The following is a 19267-nucleotide window of genomic DNA, read 5'->3' as shown; positions in this document are numbered from 1 at the left end:
GTTCGACCAGCGGGTGAGCTGCTGTTCCTCCGGGGCGGGCAGCTCGTGCCGCGGCTGCCGGGGGCCGCCGACCGGTACGGGGACTACCAGGCGATGCCGGAGGAGGTGCCGGAGGAGGTGCGGCCGATCATGCGGACGTACACGATCCGGGCGCACCGGCCGGAGGCGGGCGAGGTCGACGTGGACTTCGTCCTGCACGGCGACCACGGGCCGGCCTCGGCGTGGGCGCTCAAGGCCGGGGTGGGCGACGTCATCGGGCCGCGGGCGGGCGTGGTCGCGCCGGCCGGGGTCGAGTACCGGCCGCGAGGCGCGTCCTGGCAGCTCGTGGCCGGGGACGAGACCGCGCTGCCGGCGATCTCGGCCATCCTCGGGTCGCTGCCCGCCACGGTCCGGGTGCGGGCGCTGATCGAGGTACTTCGGCGGCTACTGGAAGCACAACGGCCAGGGCGGCTGACAAACCGGTCAGGCCCGCGCGGTCAGGTCCGGGCGGCCGGGACCAGGGCGGTCAGGCTCGGGCGGCCGGGACCAGGGCGGTCAGGCTCGGGCGACCGGGACCGGGGCGGTCGAGCCGCGGACGACCAGTTCGGTGGCGAGCTCCACGTGGTGGGAGTCGATCTTCTCCCCGGCCGCCAGCCGCAGCGCCGTCCGCAGCGCCACGCCGCCCATCTCGCGCAGCGGCTGGCGGATCGTGGTCAGGGGCGGCGAGGTGACCTGGGCGATCTGGGTGTCGTCGAAGCCCACGATGCTGAGGTCCGCCGGGATGCGCAGCCCGCGCGCCCGCGCCGCCTCCATGATCCCTATCGCCATCTCGTCGCTGCCCGCGAAGATGGCCGTCGGCGCGCGCGGCAGGTCGAGCACGGCCGCGCCGCCGATGACGCCGTCGTGGTAGCGGAAGTGGCCCGACCGCACGTATCCCGGCAGCACCGGTGCCCCGTCGGCCTCCATGGCGGCGCGGTAGCCGTGCAGCCGCGCCTGGTTGCAGGCCGCGGTCGCGGGACCGCCCAGGTAGGCGATGCGCCGGTGCCCGAGGGCAAGCAGGTGGTGGGTCGCGGCCAGGCCGCCGGCGAAGTTGGTGGAGCCGATGCTGGTGACGCGGGTCCGTGGCAGGTTGAGCGGGTCGATGAGGACCAGCGGCAGCCGGGCCCGGGCCAGGGCGGCGGGCTGGCCCGAGGTCAGCTCGCTGGTGACCGCGATCAGCGCGCGCCGCCCCGAGGCGACCAGCTCGCGGGCCCACGCGGTGGTACGGTCGGCGCCCCTCCGGATGCTGACCACGATCCCGACCCCGGCCTCGGCCCCGGCCGCCACCGCGCCCTGGATGATCTCGGTGGAGTAGGCGTTCAGGTCCGTGTCGAACTGCACCTCGACGGTGGCCTGCCCGGCGGGCTCGCGGCGCGGCGCGGGCGCGACGTAGTCGTGCTGCTGCAGCAGCGACTGCACCAGAGAGCGGGTGGCCGGCGAGACGTCGCTGCGGCCGTTGAGCACTTTCGAGACGGTCGCGACCGATACGCCGGCCGAGGCCGCGACCGTGGCCAGCGTGGCGCGCCTAGGACTGGCCGGCATCTCCACCCCCTTGCCGCGCTCGCTCGGCGGCGCTCACCTCCACGGGTGTGACGAGCCGCCGGTCGTGGCCGACCTGCCGCGCCGGGCCGGTCAATCGTACGACGCCCCGGCCCGGCAGGTCCGCCGCCGACGTCCCGGCCAGCACCTCGACGTCTCCCGGCTCCACGATCCGCCGCAGGTCGCGGCCGGTGAAGGCGGTCCGGTCGGCGTGCACCAGGAAGCGCACGTCGGCGCTCTCCCCGGGCTCCAGCCGGACCCGGGCGAACCCGGCGAGCTGCCGCACCGGCCGGGTGACCTGGGCGACGAGGTCGCGCAGGTAGAGCTGGACGACCTCCTCGCCGGCCCGGCCGCCGGTGTTGCGCACGGTGACGGAGACGGTGAACTCGCCGTCCGTGGGGACCTCGGCGTCGCTGATCGCGAAGCCGGACAGCTCGAAGGCGGTGTAGGAGGCGCCGTACCCGAAGGGGAACAGCGGCGTCGGGTCGAGGTTGCTGATGCCGTGGCTGTCGGCCCCGAGCGGCGGCTGCAGGTAGGTGCCCGGCTGCCCGCCCGGCCCGCGCGGGATCTGCACGGGCAGCCGCCCGGCCGGCTGCACCCGGCCCGACAGCACGCCGGCGATCGCGGCGCCGCCCTCCTCGCCGGGCATGAACGCCTGCACGAGCGCGGCGGCCCCGGCGTGCACCTCGCCCAGCGCGTACGGGCGGCCGGAGACGACCACGACGACGACCGGCGTGCCCGTGGCGGCCAGCTCGGCCAGCAGCCCGGCCTGGGCCCCCGGCAGCCGCAGGTCCTCGGCGTCGCAGCCCTCGCCCGAGGTGCCCTGCCCGAACAGCCCGGCCAGGTCGCCCACCACGGCCACGCACACGTCAGCCTGGCGGGCGGCGGCCACCGCGGCGGCGAAGCCGGAGCGGTCGTCGCCGCGCACCTCGCAACCGCGCTCGTAGCGGATCTCGGCACCGGGCAGCTCGGCCCGCAGCGCGTCGAGGACGGTGGGCGCCTCGACGCCGAGCCCGAGCCCGGGGTGGCGGGGCAGGACGTGGTTGGGGAAGGCGTAGCAGCCCATGAACGTGCGCGGGTCGTGCGCGGCGGGCCCGACGACGGCGACCCGGCGTGGGGCGGCGCGGCCCTCGCCGAGCAGCGGCAGCGCGGTGCCCGCGTCGAGCAGGATGACCGAGCGCTCGGCCAGCTCCCTGGCCAGGGCGCGGTTGGCGGGCGAGTCGAGGTCCGCGGCGGCGGCCCCGGCGACCGAGCCCTCCGGCGTCCAGTCCGGGTCGAGCAGCCCGAGCCGCACCTTCTGCGTGAGCAGGCGGCGTACCGCGCGGTCGACCAGCTCCTCGGGCAGTTCGCCGCGGCGCACCCGCTCGGCCAGGTGCTGCCCGAAGCCGAGCGTGTCGGGCAGCTCGACGTCGATGCCCGCGGTGAGCGCCAGCACGCCCGCCTCGCCGGTGCCGGCGGCCAGGTGGTGCATCGTGGCCAGGAACGGGACGGCCCAGTAGTCGGAGACGACGGTCCCGGTGAAGCCCCACTCCTCGCGCAGCACCTCGGTCAGCAGCCAGGGGTCGGCCCCGGCCGGCACGCCGTCCACGTCGGCGTAGGAGTTCATGACCGAACCGGCGCCGCCCAGCGCGATGGCCGTCTCGAACGGCGGCAGGATCATGTCCATCAGCTCGCGGCGGCCCATCGGCACGGGGCCGTGGTTGCGGGCGGCCCGCGAGGCGGAGTAGCCGGCGAAGTGCTTGAGGGTGGCGATGATCCCGGCGCTCTCCAGCCCGCGCACATAGGCGGCCCCGAGCATCGAGACGAGGTACGGGTCCTCGCCCATCGTCTCCTCGACCCGCCCCCACCGGTAGTCGCGCACCACGTCCAGCACCGGTGACAGCCCCTGGTGCACGCCGACGGCCCGCATGTCCGCGCCGATGGCGGCGGCCATGCGCTCGACGAGCTCGGGGTCGAACGTGGCCGCCCACGCGATGGCCGCCGGGTAGACGGTCGCGCCGTAGGTGGTGAAGCCGGTCAGGCACTCCTCGTGGACGAGCGCCGGGATGCCGAGCCTGGACGCCTCGACGACCGCCCGCTGCAGCCGTACGACCTCGGCCGCGCCCTCTTCCGGGGTCACGGGGGCGCTGCCGTGCACGCGCGTCAGGTGGCCGAGCCCGTGGCGGACGGCCTCCTTGAGGGGGACCGTCCCCGACGCCGCGAACACGTCCTGCATCGGCGCCACGTTCAGCGGCTCGGCGCCGGGCTCCGGCTCGGCCTGCCGCATGTCGTTGCCGATCCACCGGCTGCCGAGCTGCCCGATCTTCTCCTCCAGCGTCAGCTCGGCGAGCAGGGCGTCGACTCGGTCGGCCACGGCGAGCGCCGGGTCCTGCCACGGGCGCAGGGCCCGGTCCGTGGGGGTCCGATCTAGAGCCGTCATCTACTGCTCTCCTTAAAGCGGTGCGGTTCTGTCGTAACTCTTTCGAAATATTTCGACACCGATGGACGACCTCAGGACGGAAGCTTTCATCAGCAGATCACCTGGTAGGAGCGCGCGAAAATACTTTACACGCGGCCCTGTGGAAATCCAGAGGCTTTCCGACGTACCAGGTCTTGACACGACTTTTCACGAAATCTAGATTGGCGAGCCTCCGGTCATGTCGAAAATGTTTCGACGAGCTGACATTAGGAGGAGTGGACGAGTGGCACGGTCACCCAACCGCGCCACGGCCGTCGGCCGCCGCATCCAGTGATCAACGAGCCGCGCCCCCAGCCCGCGGCACTCGAGTACGGAGATCAGCGTGGAGTCCAGGACAACCTCTCGCCGCACCTTCCTCGGCCTCTCCATGGGCCTTCCCCTCGGAGCCGCGCTCGCCGCCTGTGGCGGCTCGGGGCCCACCCAGACCGGCGCGGGCGGCGGCACCGCCGCCACCGCCGGAGGCGGCGGGGGCGGCGGTGCCACTTACTGGTACCTGTCGACGCAGCCGCAGGAAGGCGTGCGGACCAGGACCATCGAGCGGTTCAACAAGGCCAACCCGAACGGCAAGATCACCGGCACGACCTTCCAGAACGACGCCTACAAGACGAAGATCAAGACGGCCATCGGAGCGGGCCAGGCGCCCACGCTCATCTGGGGCTGGGGCGGCGGCACGCTGCGCAGCTACGTGCAGGCGGGCCAGGTCGACGACCTCACCTCCTGGTTCGACCAGAACGCCGCCGTCAAGGACAAGTTGTTCCCCTCCTCCTTCGGCGCCGCCACCATCGACGGCAAGATCTACGCGATGCCGTGCGAGACCATGCAGCCGATCGTCCTCTACTACGACAAGCGCGCCTTCGAGAAGATCGGCGCCGAGCCGCCCCAGACGTGGGGCGACATCATGGACCTGGTGCCCAAGTTCAACGCCAAGGGCATCGCGCCGTTCTCGCTCGGCGGGCAGTCGCGCTGGACGAACATGATGTGGCTGGAGTTCCTCTTCGACCGCCTCGGCGGCCCCGAGGTGTTCCAGGCCGTGTTCGACGGCGAGAAGGACGCCTGGAGCAACCCGATCGCCATCGACGCCCTGGGCAAGATGCAGGAGCTCATCAAGGCCAACGGGTTCATCAAGGGCTTCTCCTCGATCACCGCCGACTCCAACGCCGACCAGGCGCTGCTCTACACGGGCAAGGCCGCGATGATGCTGCACGGCGGCTGGACGTACGGCAGCATGTCCACCGACGGCGGTGACTTCGTCTCCGGCGGCAACCTCGGCTACATGAACTTCCCGCCGATCGACGGCGGCAAGGGCGACCCCGGCAACACCGTCGGCAATCCTGGCCAGTACATCTCGATCTCCTCCAAGGCGACCGCCGAGCAGAAGGAGATCGCCAAGAAGTTCTTCTCCACCGAGCTCATGGGCGACCAGGCCATCAAGGAGTGGGTCGAGACCGGCGCGGTGCCGATCGTCAAGGGCGCCGACGCCCAGTTCGCCGCCTCCAAGGACAAGGACTTCCTGAACTTCGTCTACGGCATCGCCAGCAACGCCAAGTCCTTCGCCCAGTCCTGGGACCAGGCGCTCAGCCCGACCGCCGCCGAGGTGCTGCTGGACAACATCTCCAAGCTGTTCCAGATGTCGGTCTCGCCGCAGCAGTTCGCCACCAACCTGAACGCGGTCATCGGCAAGTGAGCGCGGTCACCACCACCCGGCCCGCCGCTCGCGCGGGCCGTGGTGGTTCCCTCGGCTGGCTGGCCGTCCCGGCGCTGGTGCTCTTCGTCGGCTTCGGTGTCATCCCGCTCATCGGGGTCCTGGTCCTCAGCTTCACCTCGTGGGACGGGCTCGGCTCGATCCACTTCGCCGGGGTCGAGAGCTGGAGCGCCGTGCTGGCCGACCCGCAACTGCCGCACGCGTTGTGGGTGACGTTCCTGGTCATGGCGCTGTCCTGGGCGGTGCAGACGCCGGCGAGCATCCTGATGGGCGTGTTCCTGGCCGGGCAGCAGCGCTACCGGGCGGTCCTGTCGGTGTTCTACTTCATCCCGCTGCTGCTCAGCTCGGCCGCGCTGGCGATCACGTACAAGGCGCTGCTCGACCCGAACTTCGGGCTCGGCGCCGGGCTGGGCATCCCGCTGCTCGTGCAGGACTGGCTGGGCGATCCGGTGCTCGCCTTCGGCGTGGTGATCTTCGTGGTGTCCTGGCAGTTCATCCCGTTCCACTCGCTGATCTACCAGGGCGGCGTGCGGCAGATCCCCCGCTCGATGTACGAGGCCGCCGAACTCGACGGCGCGGGCCGCGTCCGCAAGTTCTTCAGCATCACCCTGCCGCAGCTCAAGTACACGGTCATCACGTCCTCGACGCTCATGGTGGTCGGCTCGCTGACCTTCTTCGACCTGATCTTCGTGCTGACCGCGGGCGGTCCCGGTGACGCCACCCGGGTGCTCGCCCTGGACATGTACAAGCGCGGCTTCCAGGCCAACCTCATGGGTCCGGCCAGCGTGATCGCGGTCATCCTCGTCCTCGTGGGCCTCGTCCTGGCGCTGCTGCTGCGCCGGCTCGGCGGCCGCGACGCCAGCCACAGCCAGCTCGAAGGGGCCTGACGCATGACGACCGTCCCCACCAGGGTCCACGAACGCGCCGCCACGCCCCCGGCCGAGCCCCACCACCGCCGCGCGGCCCGCCGCGCCAGCGAGCGTCCCAACTGGCTGGCCGGTCTGACCAGCGTGTTCTGGCTGGCGATCGTGATCGTGCCGATCTACTGGATCGTCATCACCAGCTTCAAGTCGCAGAGCAACTACTACGCCGAGAACCCGCTCGCGCCCCCCGGCGAGCCGACGCTGGCGAACTACCGGCTCGTCATCGAGTCGGACTTCCCGCAGTACTTCATCAACAGCGTCATCGCCACGCTGGGCGCGGTGGTGCCCGCGGTGCTGTTCAGCTTCATGGCGGCGTACGCGATCGTGCGCGGTGGGCGGGCCCGCTTCCTGCGCTGGACGAACTCCCTGTTCCTGATGGGCCTGGCCATCCCGCTGCAGGCCACGGTGATCCCGATCTATCTGATCATCATCCAGCTCGGCCTGTACGACACGCTCATGGCGCTCATCCTGCCGTCGATCGCCTTCGCCATCCCCCTGTCGGTGCTGATCCTGGCCAACTTCATCAGGGACGTGCCGAAGGAGCTGTTCGACTCGATGCGGATCGACGGCGCCAGCGAGCAGGTGACGCTGTGGCGGCTGGCGTTCCCGCTGACCCGCCCGGCCGTGGTGACGGTGACGGTCTACAACTCGCTGCAGATCTGGAACGGCTTCCTGCTGCCGCTGATCCTCACCCAGAGCCCGGACAAGCGCACGCTGCCGCTGGCGCTGTGGTCGTTCCAGGGCCAGTACAGCATCAACGTGCCCGCGGTGCTCGCGTCCGTCGTGCTGACCACGCTGCCGATCCTCGTCCTGTACGTGGTGGGCCGCCGCCAGCTCCTCAGCGGCCTGACGGCGGGCTTCGGCAAGTGAGCCGTCAGCCGGGCGGCACCACGCGGAAGGAGCGCTGCTCGATGCCGACGTTGCCGTGGCCGTCGTAGGCGTAGACGTACACCTTCCAGACGCCGGGCCGCTCGGGCGCCGTCACCGTGAACCGGCCGGGGCCGGTCTCGGTGAAGCGCAGGTGGCGCAGGCCCCGGTCGCCGGTGATGTGCTTGTCGCTCGCCATCAGGTTGTGGCGGACGGCGTCACCGTCCGGGTCGGCGGCGCTCACCTCGACCGGGAACGTGCCGCCCGCCGGGACGGCGGTGCGTGAGCCGACGGTCATGCCGGTGATCTCGGGCGGGGTGTTGCCGCCGGGCTGCCCGGTGTAGGCCTGTCTGAGCGCGTGATGGCCGAGCCGCCGCCAGCCGCCGGTCAGGGTGTTGAGCCAGACGCCGCCGAAGTCGTTCTCCAGCCCGTAGTGGAACTCGGTCGCGCCCAGCGCCACGCCGGGATGCGCGGCGACGGCCGCCCAGTTGGCCCGGTAACCGTCCCGTTTGGCCAGGTCGGACGGCTCGTCGGGGACACCGTTGACGTCGGCGGGCACCTCCCACTCCCCCGCGGGCCCGCCCTCGGTCACGATGTACGGCCTGCGGTGCCCGCCGTCGATCCACGCCTGCCTGACGCCTCCGACGGCGCCGTAGGAGTTCACGGCCAGCAGGTCGAGCGCCGGAGTGTGCGCCTTGTAGTACGCCCACGCCCCGGTCCAGGCGTCCGTCGAGGTCACCGGGTGATTCGGGTCGGCCGCGTGGACCGCCTCGGTCACCTCGTTGACGAACCTCGCGTACGCCACCCGCCGCGCCTCCACCACGTCCGCCGGCAGCCCGTGGTCCTGCATCGTGAGGATGACCTCGTTGCCCACGTCCCACATCAGCACACCCTGCCGGCCCTTGAGCGCGTTGACCCGGGCCACGATCTCGCCCTTCACCGACGCCTTGTACGCCGCGTCGTTCACGTAGTCGGCGCCCTGGTTGAGCCAGTGCCCGACGATCACCCGGATGCCGTGCCGGGCCGCGGTGTCCAGCAGGGCCGGGGTGTGGGCGTCGTCCACGCCCCAGATCCTGATCGTGTTGACCCCCATCGAGCTCAGGTCCCGCATGTAGGCGTCCGCCGCGGCCTGCGGCGGCCCGTACGTCAGCCCCTTGACCAGGTACGGCTGCCCGTTCACGGTGAGCCGCCAGTCGCCCTGGCCGCCGGCGACCGTGACGACGCTGGGCCCGGCGGGCACGGGCGGGTCGGTGAGCGGCGGCGGGAGGGTCCCGGCCCTCCTGGCGACGGAGACGGACTCGACGCTCAGCACGCCGCCCGGGGTGGTCCGCGCCGTCGGGGTGGCGTGCCCGGCCACCGCGTCGGGCAGCGAGCCGCCGATCGCCAGGTCGAACCCGAGGTAGAAGCCGTGGTGCACGGCCTGCCGCCAGGCGGCCAGGCCGACCTGGCTCTGGCGGACGACCCAGGTCTGCGTGCCGTCCAGGTAGAAGCGGATCTCCTCGTCGGTCCTGGTCCTGTCGATGATCTGGGTGTACTCGTGGTAGCCGCTCTGGCAGCCCGCGCAGGTGGCCAGGCTGCTGGTACGGCCGTCGTACTCGGCGCAGGGGCCGCCGGGGGCGGTGCCGCAGTGCAGGGTGTTCGACACCTGGCCGCGCCCGTTGACGTCGGTCATGATGTCGCTCTCGCCGATGCCGGGCCAGCCGGTGAACCCGTCGCGGAAGGCGGCGCCGGTGGCGCGGAAGCCGGGCCAGTAGCCCGAGCCGTCGGCCACGGAGGGCTGCCTGAGCCGGGCGGTGAAGCGCAGTTGCTCGCCCGGCTGGGGCGTGAAGTCGGCGCGGCGGGTCTCGACGCGGCCGGAGGTCCAGCCGCCCGCGGCGTCCCTGAGCGCGGTGATCGCCAGGCGGCCCTGGCCGTCGAGGGCGACGTTGGCGGGGTCGGCGGTCATCGTCTCGACCTCGCCGGTGCCCCAGCGGGCGGGGCCGCCGGGGTAGCTCGTGCCGGTGCGCAGGATCCAGTTCGCGGCGGACGGCGACGTGCCCGCCGGGCCGTCGAAGGTGTCGCTCCAGAGCTCCGTCCAGCCGTCCTGCTGCCCGCCCGTGGTGCCGTACACCTCGAACTCCCACAGGGAGTAGCCGTAGCCGGTGCCCCGGGCGGTGCCGTGCAGGCGGACGTGGCGGCCGGCGCCGGAGACCGGGATCGTCTGCGTGCCGCCCGCGCCCGTCGTGGTGGAGTGCAGGGTGGTCCAGGTCGTGCCGTCGGCCGACGACTGGACGGTGAAGGACCTGCCGTAGGCGCTCTCCCAGCGCAGGACCACCTGGGTGAGCGCGGCCTGGGCGCCGAGGTCCACCTGGATCCACTGCGGGTCGGAGAAGGCGCTGCTCCAGCGGGTGGACAGGTCGCCGTCGAACGCGGCGGCGGCCGACCAGGCGGCGCCCTCCGCGGAGGAGGCGGTCGCCGGCCTGCCCTGCGACAGCGGCGTGTCAGCGGCGGCCGTGGGACCGGCCCACAGCAGCGGCCACACCAGAAGGGCCACAACCAGGCCCTGGCTCGTGAAGGAACGCACGGACTCTCCTCCATCGGTGACAACAGGGGGAGAGCGCTCTCCGATGGCCGAAGCGTCCCGCCCTGCGGGCGGCCTGTCAAGCCCCCATTGACCGACCCGAAACACGCCCGTGACATCGCCGCAGCTCACACCGCCAGAGCTTCGGAGAGCGCTCTCCAACTCTGTGCTATAAAGGGCGGCATGAGCGGCCCACCCACACTCGAGGACGTGGCCAGGGCGGCGGGGGTCTCCCGCGCGACCGTCTCCCGGGTGATCAACGGCATCCGCAACGTCGATCCGGCCATCCAGGAGGCCGTGCGGCGGGCCATCGCCGAGACCGGTTACGTGCCCAACCAGGCGGCGCGCTCGCTGGTCACCCGGCGTACGGGGGCCGTGGCCCTGGTGGTGTCGGGGGCGGGCGGCGGGCCGGAGGAGGACCCCTTCCCGAGCCGGGTCTTCGCCGACCCGTTCTTCGGCCGGGTGGCGGGCGGCGTGGTGGGGTTCCTGCGGCCGCTCGGGATCCATCCGGTCCTCATGTTCGCCGAGACGGAGGAGGCCAGGCGGCAGGTGGTGACCTACCTGCGGCAGGGCAACGCCGACGGCGCGCTCCTGGTCTCCACGCACGGCGCCGACCCGCTGCCCCGGCTGCTGGCGGAGGCGCGGCTGCCGGCGGTGCTGTTCGCCAGGCCCGCCGAGCCGCTGCCGATCAGCTATGTGGACCTCGCGCACCGGGCGGGCGCACGACTGGCCGCCGACCACCTCGTGGCCAGGGGCTGCCGCCGGGTGGCGACCATCTCGGGGCCGCTCGACGTGCCGGCCGCCCAGGACCGGCTGGCCGGGTTCCAGGAGGCCATGGCCGTGCACGGGCATCCGTACGTGCCGGTGGCCGAGGGCGGGTTCACCCTGCCCAGCGGCGAGCGGGCGATGGAGCGACTGCTGGCCGGGCACGACGGGCTCGACGGGGTGTTCGCGGCCAACGACGTGATGGCGCAGGGCGCGCTGGCGGCGCTGCGCGCGCACGGCCGGCGGGTGCCGGACGACGTGGCCGTGGTGGGGTTCGACGACAGCAGCGCGGCGACGGCCTGCGTACCGGCGCTCACCACGGTCCGGCACCCCGTGGAGGACATGGCGGCCGAGATGGGGCGGCTGCTGCTGGCCCACCTCGGCGATCCCGGGCAGCCGGTCACCTCCAGGATCTTCGAGCCGTCCCTGGTCGTACGCGACTCCGCCTGAGCGCGTATTGACAACCAGGGCGGCGGACCTCTACTGGGAGAGCGCTCTCCGACATCTCACCTTCCGCATGAGGAGATGCCATGACGCGTTCGTCCCCCATCCGATCCTGCGCCGCCATCGTGCTGCTGGCGGCGGCGTTCCTGGTCGCCGTCGCGGCCCCGGCCTCGGCGGCCGACACCCTGCTGTCCCAGGGCAAGGCCGCCACCGCCTCCTCCTCGGAGGGCGGCGGCGCCACGGCGGACGCCGCGGTCGACGGCGACCTGTCCACCCGCTGGAGCAGCGCCTTCTCCGACCCCCAGTGGCTCCAGGTGGACCTGGGCGTCCAGGCCAGGCTGGCGCGCGTGGTGCTGCGCTGGGAGCAGGCGTACGCCAGGTCCTTCACCCTCCAGTCCTCCGCCGACGGCACCTCCTGGACCACGCTGCACACCACGGCGGCGGGCACCGGCGGCACACAGACGATCGCGGTGTCCGGCACCGGCCGCCACGTCCGGCTGACCGGCACCCAGCGCGGCACGCCGTACGGGTACTCGCTGTGGGAGCTGCAGGTCCACGGCGAGGCCACCGGCATCGACCACGCCACCCACCACGAGTTCCAGGCCAACTGCTCGGTCACCGCCAACCGTCCCGACGACCCCATCGTGCTGCCGGGGCTGCCGGGCGCGTCGCACCTGCACACGTTCATCGGCAACACCACCACGAACGCCCACAGCACGCTCGCCTCGCTGCTGGCCGGCGGCACCTCCTGCACGAACCCGCACGACCGGTCGGCGTACTGGTTCCCCAGCTTCTTCAAGGGCGACCAGCTCGTCCAGCCGGTGGGACCGCAGGTGGTCTACTACAAGTCCGGCGTCCTCGACTACACCACGGTCAGGACGTTCCCGCAGGGGCTTCGGTTCGTGGTCGGGAGCCCGGGCCAGAGCCTCGAGGAGTTCAGGAACGCGCCTGGCGCCGTCGAGGGGTTCGAGTGCGGGGACAGCTTCCACAACTACGACCTGCCGCGCTCCTGCCCGGCGGGCACCCAGGTGAACGTGCGCTTCCAGGCTCCGAGCTGCTGGGACGGCGTCAACCTCGACAGCTCCGACCACAAGCGGCACATGGCCTACCCGGTGTCCGGCTACTGCCCCGGAAGTCATCCGGTGCCGGTGCCGATGCTGGAGTTCAAGATCGCCTTCCCGGCGGACGGGGATCTGTCGCAGGCGCGGCTGTCCAGCGGGCGGGGGTACTCCTGGCACTACGACTTCTTCAACGCCTGGGAGCCGGCGATCCTGCGGGCCCTGGTCCGGCACTGCGTCAACGGCGGGCTGCAGTGTGATCCGCGCGGGTTCGACCTGTACAAACCGCATCGGGGCGCGGCGCTCGACACCAACTACAACCTGCCCTGACCGTCCCGGGCCCGCGGAGGGCCGCGACTCGGGACGAGGTCAGGTGAGGGCGGCCGTCAGCAGGGACGCGTGCCGGGCGAGGTGGTCCATGTCCGTCCGGTAGAGGCGGTCGTCCCCGCGGGCGATGTGGCCGGCGAAGGCCGCGTCGCCCGCGGCGGCCCGCTCGTGCATGTGGCGGACCAGCCCGTCCAGGCGGGCTCGCGCGGTGCCGGCCAGCGCGAGCCGGTCGGCCGCCGCCAGCCCGTACGCGTCGGCGAACACCCGCGCCCGCCGCCCCTGCTCCCCCACCGGCGGCCCGTCCGCGGCCAGCGGGACGAACCGGTACGCGGCGTAGGCCACGTCCCAGATCCGCGGCCCCGGGTGCGCGGTGTCGAAGTCGATCAACGCCACCGGCCGCTCCTGCCTGAACACGCAGTTGTACGTCGCCACGTCCCCATGACAGATCACCTCGGCCGGCCCGACCGGCGGGAAATACCAGGTGGCGTCCGGCGGCACCGGGAAGCCGGCGGTGGCGTCGTGGTAGTCGCGCAGCAACCGCCCGGCGGCGGCCAGGACGCCGTCGGAGTGCACCCAGTCCGGCAGCGGATGGCCGACCGTCTCGCCGGGCACGAAGTCGAGGATCTCGCGCCCCTCGCCGTCGATCCCGTGGCTCCTGGGCGCACCGGTGAACCCGCGCGCGGCCAGGTGCCGCAGCAGGGCCTGCACGGCGGGCGTCCAGGGGCCCGCGGGCCTGCGTACCGTGTCGCCCACCTTGACCACGTGGTTGACGCCGCCGCCGGTCAGCACCTCTTCGTCGGGCAACGCCCCTCCTCGATCAGGTCCGGTCAGTGTCGCAGCCGCCGCGACGGCGTCGCAGGTGGTTTTATGGGGGCTCCCAGACGGACCCGGTACAACAGGCGTCATGAACGCAGGCCCCGTGGTGCTCGTGGCGGACGACGAACCCGCCATCCGCGAACTGCCGCTCGACGCCCTCGCGCGCAACGATCTCCGGATGCGCACGGCCGCCTCGGGCGCACAGGAGGGCCCGCCACTGATCCACACGCGGCGCGGCGCGGGCTACTCCCTACGCGACCGGAGCCTGCGCTACCAGAGCGTGCTGGGCCAGAGCCTGCGCAACCAGAGCGTGCTGGACCATAGCGTGCTGACCGTGTTCGCGGCGGCGGGGGTGCTGTTGCTGGACCGGGTGGACACGCAGCTCACGGAGTTCGCCTCATCGCGGGCGACGTGGCGCACGGGGCGCGGGCGCGCGATCCAGGGCGGGACATCGAGCTGGTGCTGGGCGAACGGCCGGTGCGGGTGGCCGGGGACGAGCACCGGCTCCACCAGGTCGTCGCCAACCTGGTCGGCAACGCCGTCGCCCACGCTCCCCCAGGCACGGCCGTCCGCGTCCTGGTGGACGAACTACCCGACGACGGCCGGACAGAGACCGCGGCGCACACCGGAGCGGAGGCGAGCGCTGGAGCGGAGGCAAGCGCTGGGGGCGAGGTGCGTACCGGGGGTGAGGTACGCGGCAGGGGCGAGGCGTGCGGCCGGAGTGAGGTGCATGCCGGGGGTGAGGTGAGCGGCAGGGCGGCGGTGGTCGAGGCGCACGACGGCCGCATCGAGGCGCGGAGCCGCCCCGGCGCGGGCGCGACGTTCTGCGTCGTCCTCCCGTCGCGCACCTGAGCGCCGTTCACAACTCGCCGTACGCCCGGCCGCCGCGCAGTCCTGGACCCTGCTCAACGAGGTCCTGGCCATCGCCTTCGGCGGGCGCGGCGGGCGAGCCCACTCAGCCCTCGGCCTATGCCCGCCTTCACTGTCAAAGGACGCCGGCGTCAAGCGGCTCCACGAGCACGAGCACGCCACCCCGCACCGCGAACCGCCGCCCGGCGGCAGCCCACCGGCCCGCTGGAGCGGGCGCTGTCGGCGTACACCCTGAACGAGGGCGTCACGCTCAAGACCCGGACCGAGGCGCTCAAGTCGGTCGCGTGATCACCGGCGGGCTTTGAAGGCGACGGCCGTGGTCGAGGTGATCGCCGTCACCAGCACGACCGTGAGCGCGACGCTGGTCATCGGGTTTCGCCTGCGGGGCCGCGGTTCGAGCCGCTTGGCCTGCCCCCGGACCGTCGCCTTCGGGGTCGGCTCCTCGGGGGTCGGCTCGGGCGAGGGTGCGGGCGCGGGAGCGGGAGCGGGCACCAGGACCGGCCCGGCGGGGGGCACGGCCCGGTGCACCGTGCGGGGCGCGCGGCGCGGGCACTCCCCCACCTGGACCTCGCCCGTGCACACCCCGTCGGGATAGACGGTCACGTGGGGCACGGTGACCTTGGGCGTGGCCCGCCGTTTCCTCTTCGGCATGGCGATCGACACCCTGGGGACCGGAGAGCTCTGGACCGAGACCCTCGGCACCCGCACCCTGGGGCCGACGGTGACACCCTTGGGCGGCTCGGGTGGGCGTACCGAGATCCTGGGGACCGGCCACGGGTCGGGCTCGGCCGCAGCCGGGCCCGCCGCCATGGCCGCCAGCAGGGCGGCGGCCAGGAGCAGCGGCGCGCGCCTGACGCCCACGGTCACATCCCCCCGGCGATCCGGGCGAACTCCTGCAGCGTTCCCTGGAACGCCTCGGGGCCGACCGCCAGCGGCCCGGCGAAGGCGCGGGAGATGTCCCACGTCAGGTAGATGCCGAACCCGAGCAGCGCCGCCGTCGCCACCAGCGGCAGCATGGCCAGCCCGCGTGGCCGGGCGCCGGCCAGGAACGGGAAGACGATGACCAGCACGCCGGTGAGGACCGTCAGGACCAGCAGCCCGTCGGGCGGCGACGCGGCGGCGTCGGCGGTGCGCTGGGCGCGGGCCGTGGACATGCCGCTGAGGTGCTCGAGCACGGAGGCCTTGGCGTCCTCCTCCTCGGCGTCGCGCGGTTCGAGCCCGTTGACGCGCCCGCGCAGTTCGTCCATCCGCGCGGCGCCGACCGGGTGCATCTTGCCGTCGGCCATGAGCGGCCACTCGTCCTTGACCACGAACGCCATGTAGTCGCGCAGCCCGGCCCGCACCTCCTCGGGCGCGGTGCCCGGCAGGGCGGAGGCCGCCCAGTAGGCGTCGACCGCGGACTGGCTCTCGGCGTGGGTGTTGAGCCGGGCCGCGTCGGCCGTGGTCCACGGCACGATGATCGCGATGGCGAAGACCAGCAGGAACATGGCCGACAACATCGCCCCCGCGTGCGCGGCGGACGGGCCGTTGGGGTCGCGGTCCTCGCCTGCCGTCTTCACCCGCCTGAACACCAGCGCGGTGAGCGCGACCGCGCCTACCGCCGCCAAGATCGAGAGCGTGTACGCCAACATGAAGATCTCCCGAACCTCTCCGGATACACAGTGTCACATTACTATCACACAGTGCAATGATGGCGTCAGGGGCTGAAAGGTAAAGGCCCGGGTGTGCCCAATGCCCCCTTTTCCGTCTGCCCTCAATGACCGCCCTTCTTCTCCGCCCCACCACACTTCGCCAAGGTCCTTCAGGGAAAAGGGACCCCTCCGGGGGTCACGCTCCCGGGCCGCACTTCGCCGAAGGATCGCCCGTTACGGGGCCGCCGTCGGGAGGAACCGCACGTTGGGAGGTGTCGCCCGTTCGGGAATCGCGGTTCGCGAGTGGCTGCCCGGCGCGGGAAGCGGCCCGGTGTCGGGCGAGCGCTCCGGCGAAGGGGGCGGGTGGTCGCGGGCGGAAGGGGGCGGGTGGGAGGCGGTGCGCCGGGGCGGTCGCCGCATGGCTACCGTGCGGAATACCGCCCCGGTGTGACCGCCGGAACCGGCGCCGGCATGGCGAGGACCGGCGCGCTGACGTGGCAGCTGCTCCACGGGGGGCCGACGGGCACCGCCCCCTGCGCGGCGAAGACCCTGGCCGTCCCTCCGCGAACGGCCGGAAGGTCTTCACCTGCGCCCCTCCCACGGGGACACCTCATATGTTCCGGTCTTCCGGCGTCCGGCGCGTCAGGGACCGTCCCAGGGATTACCCCTGGACTCCGGGCCTTCCAGCACGCGCAGCAGTTCCAGCCAGCCGTGGAACGGCTCCGGCCGGTCACACCCCTCCCGCGTGACCTGCCCGTGAACCCCGTCACCGCCGTACTCCAGGTCGAGAATGAAGCGCATCACGCCTCCCGGGTCAACCATGATCGTAGGAGGCGTGGCCCGGGGCGGCACCTGGGGATAACCCCTGATTTTCGGCCGGGCTCTGGACATGTAGACAGGCAAGTCTTACTTGAGTCGCCCGCCGGACCGCGAAAACGTTATATATCCAGGATGGGGAGGCCATCATGGCTGAGCCGATCGTCACGTTCGTCGGGCGGGATTTCGAGCTGGCGTGCCTGCGCGAGGAATTCGGGCGTGCCCGAGCCGGTCTGCCCAGGCTGGTGGTGGTCGAGGGGGCCATGGGCATCGGGAAGACGACCCTGATCCACCGGTTCCTGGAGACGTGCGAGACGGCGGACGTGCTGTTCACCGACGGCGACGAGGGCGAGACGCTGCTGCCGTACGGGACGCTGATCAGGTTGTTCGGCGGGCCCGGCGGGCTGCCGCCGCGGCTGGCCGCGCTGGCGTCACCCGGTCTGGACGATCCGGCGCAGTTGCCCGACCCGCTGGCGGTCGGGGCGGCGCTGCTCGACGTGGTGACCGAGCGGCAGCTCGCCGAGCCGCTCTGCCTGATCGTGGACGACGTGCACTGGGCCGACGTGCCCACGTTGCGGGCGCTGACGTTCTGCCTGCGCAGGCTGCGCGTGGACCGGGTGCTGGCGGTGCTCATGCTGCGCGACGCGGCCATGCTGCCGGGCCCCTCGGGGCTGCTGCGGCTGGTCGCCTCCGACACCACGCGCCGGCTGCGGCTGCGCGGGCTGCGCGGCCCCGAGGTGGCGGCCCTGGTGAACGGCCTGGGCGGCGGCCCGGTGTCGCAGCGGGCGGTGGCGCGGCTGGTCGACCACACCGAGGGCGTGCCGCTGCACCTGCGGGCGCTGCTGGAGGAGGTGCCCGCGGCGGCGCTGGACGACCTGGGGCAGCCGCTGCCGGCGCCGCGCTCGTACGGGCTGCTGGTGCTGGCCAAGGTGGCCAGGTGCGCGCCGCCGGTGCGCGAGCTGATCAGTGCGGTGAGCGTGCTGGGCCTGTCGTGCCCGCTGCACCTGGCCGCCAGGGTGGCCGGCGTGGAGGAGCCGCTGCAGGCGTTGGAGCAGGCGGTACGGGAGGGCGTGCTGCTGGAGCGATCCTCCGCGCACGGCCCGGTGGCGGCGTTCGCGCATCCGCTGGTCAGGGCGGCCGTCTACCGCGACCTCGGCCCGGCGCACCGCTCGGCGCTGCACGCGCGGGCCGCGCTGGTGGCCGAGGGCGAGCAGGCGCGGCTGCGGCACCGCATCGAGGCGGTGGCGGGCCCGAGCCCCGAGCTGGCCGCGGAGCTGGCGGGCCTGGGACGGGCGCAGGTGCGGCTCGGCGCGTTCGGCAGCGCCGCCGAGCACCTCAAGGCGGCGGCGGAGCTGTCCGGCGATCCGGCTCCGCTGGCCGCCGAGGCGGTGGAGGCGCTGCTGCTGGACGGCCGGGTGGAGGAGGCGGCCCGGCTGACCGCGAACCTGCCCGAGCAGGCGCACCCGGCGGTGCGCGGCTACGCGCTGGGCCACCTGGCCATGGTCCGCGGCCAGATCGAGGAGGCCCGCGTGCAGCTCATCACCGCCTGGGAGCGCGCGGGGCCCCAGCAGGCGGGCCTGGCCGCGCGGGCGGCCCAGCAGCTCGCCATGCTCTGCCTGGTCAGGGCCGAGGGCAGGCAGGCGGCCCGCTGGTCGGAGCGTGCCACGAGCTCCCCCGGCCACCGCTTCAGCATCGACTACAACCGCTACACCCAGATCATCGGGCTGGGCATCTCGGGTGAGATCGAGGCCGCGCTGGCCGCGACCAGGGACCTGCCCGCGCCGTCGGCCGCCTCGATCGACGAGCTGGACGCGCTGCTCGGGCGCGGGCTGCTGCGGACCTGCAGCGACGACCTGGCCGGCGGGCTGGCCGACCTGTCGGCGGCGGTCGCGGCGTGCGGAGAGCGCTCGGTGCCCTTCCGCATGCTGTCCATGGCCATGCTGGGGCAGGCGGAGTACCGGGCGGGCCGCTGGGACGACGCCTGCCTGCACACCGAGACGGCGGCGTCCGTGGCCGACGACGCCGACCAGCGCTGGCTGTCGCCCGTCTGCCACTCCCTGGCCGCGCTGGTCCCGGCCGCCCGGGGCGACTGGGCGCTGGCGGAGTCGCACGTGGAGGCCGCCCTGTCGAGCAAGGGCGCGAGCCCCGCGGCGGTGGCCTCGCTCGCGCACGCCTGCAGCGCCGCCGCCCACCTGGCCGCCGCCAGGGGCGACCACGGCCGTACGATCGAGGCCCTCGAACCGCTGCTGGCGGTGAAGGTGCACGACATCGTGTACGAGCCGGGCATCGTGCAGTGGCTCGACCTGCTCATCGACGCCCTGGTGGCCTTGGGCGACCTGGAGCGGGCGGAGGTCCAGCTCGCCGGGCTGGAGCGGCTGGCCGCGCGGTCCACGGCGGCGATCGCCTCGTCGGCGTCCTTGCTGGAGTAGCCCAGCCCCACCAGCCCCGAGTGGACCTGGTCGCGCGTCGCGGC

The 19267-nt window shown here is 73.1% G+C and carries 15 protein-coding genes and 2 pseudogenes; 9 read left to right on the top strand and 8 right to left on the bottom strand.

The window, feature by feature from the left end:
* Positions 1-45: 45 nt before the first annotated feature.
* Positions 46-366 (top strand): annotated as a pseudogene (locus AB0I15_RS55530) (siderophore-interacting protein); the annotation flags it as partial.
* Positions 367-534: 168 nt separating this feature from the next.
* On the opposite strand, the gene AB0I15_RS55525 reads toward AB0I15_RS55530, so the two are convergent.
* Positions 535-1560 (bottom strand): substrate-binding domain-containing protein, encoded by a 1026-nt coding sequence (locus AB0I15_RS55525; protein WP_358116103.1) that lies wholly within the window; start codon positions 1558-1560, stop codon positions 535-537.
* Positions 1544-3976 carry a glycoside hydrolase family 3 N-terminal domain-containing protein gene (locus AB0I15_RS55520; RefSeq protein ID WP_358116100.1) on the bottom strand — a complete coding sequence of 811 codons (2433 nt, stop codon included), beginning with the start codon at positions 3974-3976 and terminating at the stop codon, positions 1544-1546. Before AB0I15_RS55520 ends, AB0I15_RS55525 begins: the two co-directional genes overlap by 17 nt.
* A gap of 361 nt (positions 3977-4337) precedes the next feature.
* Between AB0I15_RS55520 and AB0I15_RS55515 the strand changes: the two genes are divergently transcribed.
* The 3 genes from AB0I15_RS55515 to AB0I15_RS55505 are packed head-to-tail and all read left to right on the top strand — an operon-like array spanning position 4338 to position 7510.
* Complete coding sequence (locus AB0I15_RS55515; RefSeq protein ID WP_358116097.1) at positions 4338-5699, top strand: extracellular solute-binding protein; 1362 nt, start codon at positions 4338-4340, stop codon at positions 5697-5699.
* Positions 5696-6604: a sugar ABC transporter permease gene (locus AB0I15_RS55510; protein ID WP_358116095.1), complete on the top strand. Its 909-nt coding sequence runs from the start codon at positions 5696-5698 to the stop codon at positions 6602-6604. Before AB0I15_RS55515 ends, AB0I15_RS55510 begins: the two co-directional genes overlap by 4 nt.
* A 3-nt stretch (positions 6605-6607) precedes the next feature.
* Positions 6608-7510 (top strand): carbohydrate ABC transporter permease, encoded by a 903-nt coding sequence (locus AB0I15_RS55505; RefSeq protein ID WP_358116092.1) that lies wholly within the window; start codon positions 6608-6610, stop codon positions 7508-7510.
* A 4-nt stretch (positions 7511-7514) separates the two neighbouring features.
* On the opposite strand, the gene AB0I15_RS55500 is transcribed toward AB0I15_RS55505, so the two are convergent.
* Positions 7515-10070 (bottom strand): discoidin domain-containing protein, encoded by a 2556-nt coding sequence (locus AB0I15_RS55500; protein WP_358116089.1) that lies wholly within the window; start codon positions 10068-10070, stop codon positions 7515-7517.
* Between the two features lie 180 nt (positions 10071-10250).
* Between AB0I15_RS55500 and AB0I15_RS55495 the strand changes: the two genes are divergently transcribed.
* Both AB0I15_RS55495 and AB0I15_RS55490 read left to right on the top strand, forming a co-directional pair.
* Positions 10251-11282, top strand: a complete 1032-nt coding sequence (locus AB0I15_RS55495) for a LacI family DNA-binding transcriptional regulator (protein WP_358116086.1) — start codon at positions 10251-10253, stop codon at positions 11280-11282.
* Positions 11283-11362: 80 nt separating this feature from the next.
* Positions 11363-12664 carry a DUF1996 domain-containing protein gene (locus AB0I15_RS55490; protein ID WP_358116083.1) on the top strand — a complete coding sequence of 434 codons (1302 nt, stop codon included), beginning with the start codon at positions 11363-11365 and terminating at the stop codon, positions 12662-12664.
* 39 nt (positions 12665-12703) lie between these two features.
* Here the strand turns inward: AB0I15_RS55490 and AB0I15_RS55485 are convergent, their stop codons facing one another.
* Positions 12704-13465, bottom strand: a complete 762-nt coding sequence (locus tag AB0I15_RS55485) for an aminoglycoside phosphotransferase family protein (protein WP_358116080.1) — start codon at positions 13463-13465, stop codon at positions 12704-12706.
* 423 nt (positions 13466-13888) lie between these two features.
* On the opposite strand from AB0I15_RS55485, the gene AB0I15_RS55480 reads away from it, so the two are divergent.
* Both AB0I15_RS55480 and AB0I15_RS55475 read left to right on the top strand, forming a co-directional pair.
* Positions 13889-14329: an ATP-binding protein gene (locus tag AB0I15_RS55480; protein WP_358116078.1), complete on the top strand. Its 441-nt coding sequence runs from the start codon at positions 13889-13891 to the stop codon at positions 14327-14329.
* A gap of 117 nt (positions 14330-14446) precedes the next feature.
* Complete coding sequence (locus AB0I15_RS55475) at positions 14447-14635, top strand: hypothetical protein (RefSeq protein WP_358116075.1); 189 nt, start codon at positions 14447-14449, stop codon at positions 14633-14635.
* On the opposite strand, the gene AB0I15_RS55470 is transcribed toward AB0I15_RS55475, so the two are convergent.
* The 3 genes from AB0I15_RS55470 to AB0I15_RS55460 form a co-directional block, all read right to left on the bottom strand.
* A complete protein-coding gene (locus tag AB0I15_RS55470) occupies positions 14636-15208 on the bottom strand; it encodes a hypothetical protein (RefSeq protein WP_358116072.1) in 573 nt (190 codons plus the stop codon).
* Positions 15209-15210: 2 nt separating this feature from the next.
* Positions 15211-15978, bottom strand: coding sequence for a hypothetical protein (locus AB0I15_RS55465; RefSeq protein ID WP_358116069.1), 768 nt, complete (start codon positions 15976-15978; stop codon positions 15211-15213).
* 642 nt (positions 15979-16620) lie between these two features.
* Positions 16621-16779, bottom strand: coding sequence for a hypothetical protein (locus AB0I15_RS55460; RefSeq protein ID WP_358116066.1), 159 nt, complete (start codon positions 16777-16779; stop codon positions 16621-16623).
* 164 nt (positions 16780-16943) lie between these two features.
* On the opposite strand from AB0I15_RS55460, the pseudogene AB0I15_RS55455 reads away from it, so the two are divergent.
* A pseudogene (locus AB0I15_RS55455) lies at positions 16944-17405 on the top strand (ATP-binding protein); the annotation flags it as partial.
* A 1094-nt stretch (positions 17406-18499) separates the two neighbouring features.
* On the opposite strand, the gene AB0I15_RS55450 reads toward AB0I15_RS55455, so the two are convergent.
* The gene (locus tag AB0I15_RS55450) at positions 18500-19234 is read right to left on the bottom strand and encodes a hypothetical protein (protein WP_358116202.1); all 735 of its coding nucleotides are present in this window, start codon (positions 19232-19234) and stop codon (positions 18500-18502) included.
* Positions 19235-19267 lie beyond the last annotated feature (33 nt).

This window comes from Nonomuraea sp. NPDC050643 (genome assembly GCF_040654715.1).
GTDB lineage: Bacteria > Actinomycetota > Actinomycetes > Streptosporangiales > Streptosporangiaceae > Nonomuraea.
Note: the sequence above shows the minus strand (reverse complement) of the source record. Positions and strands in the feature narration are given on the sequence as shown.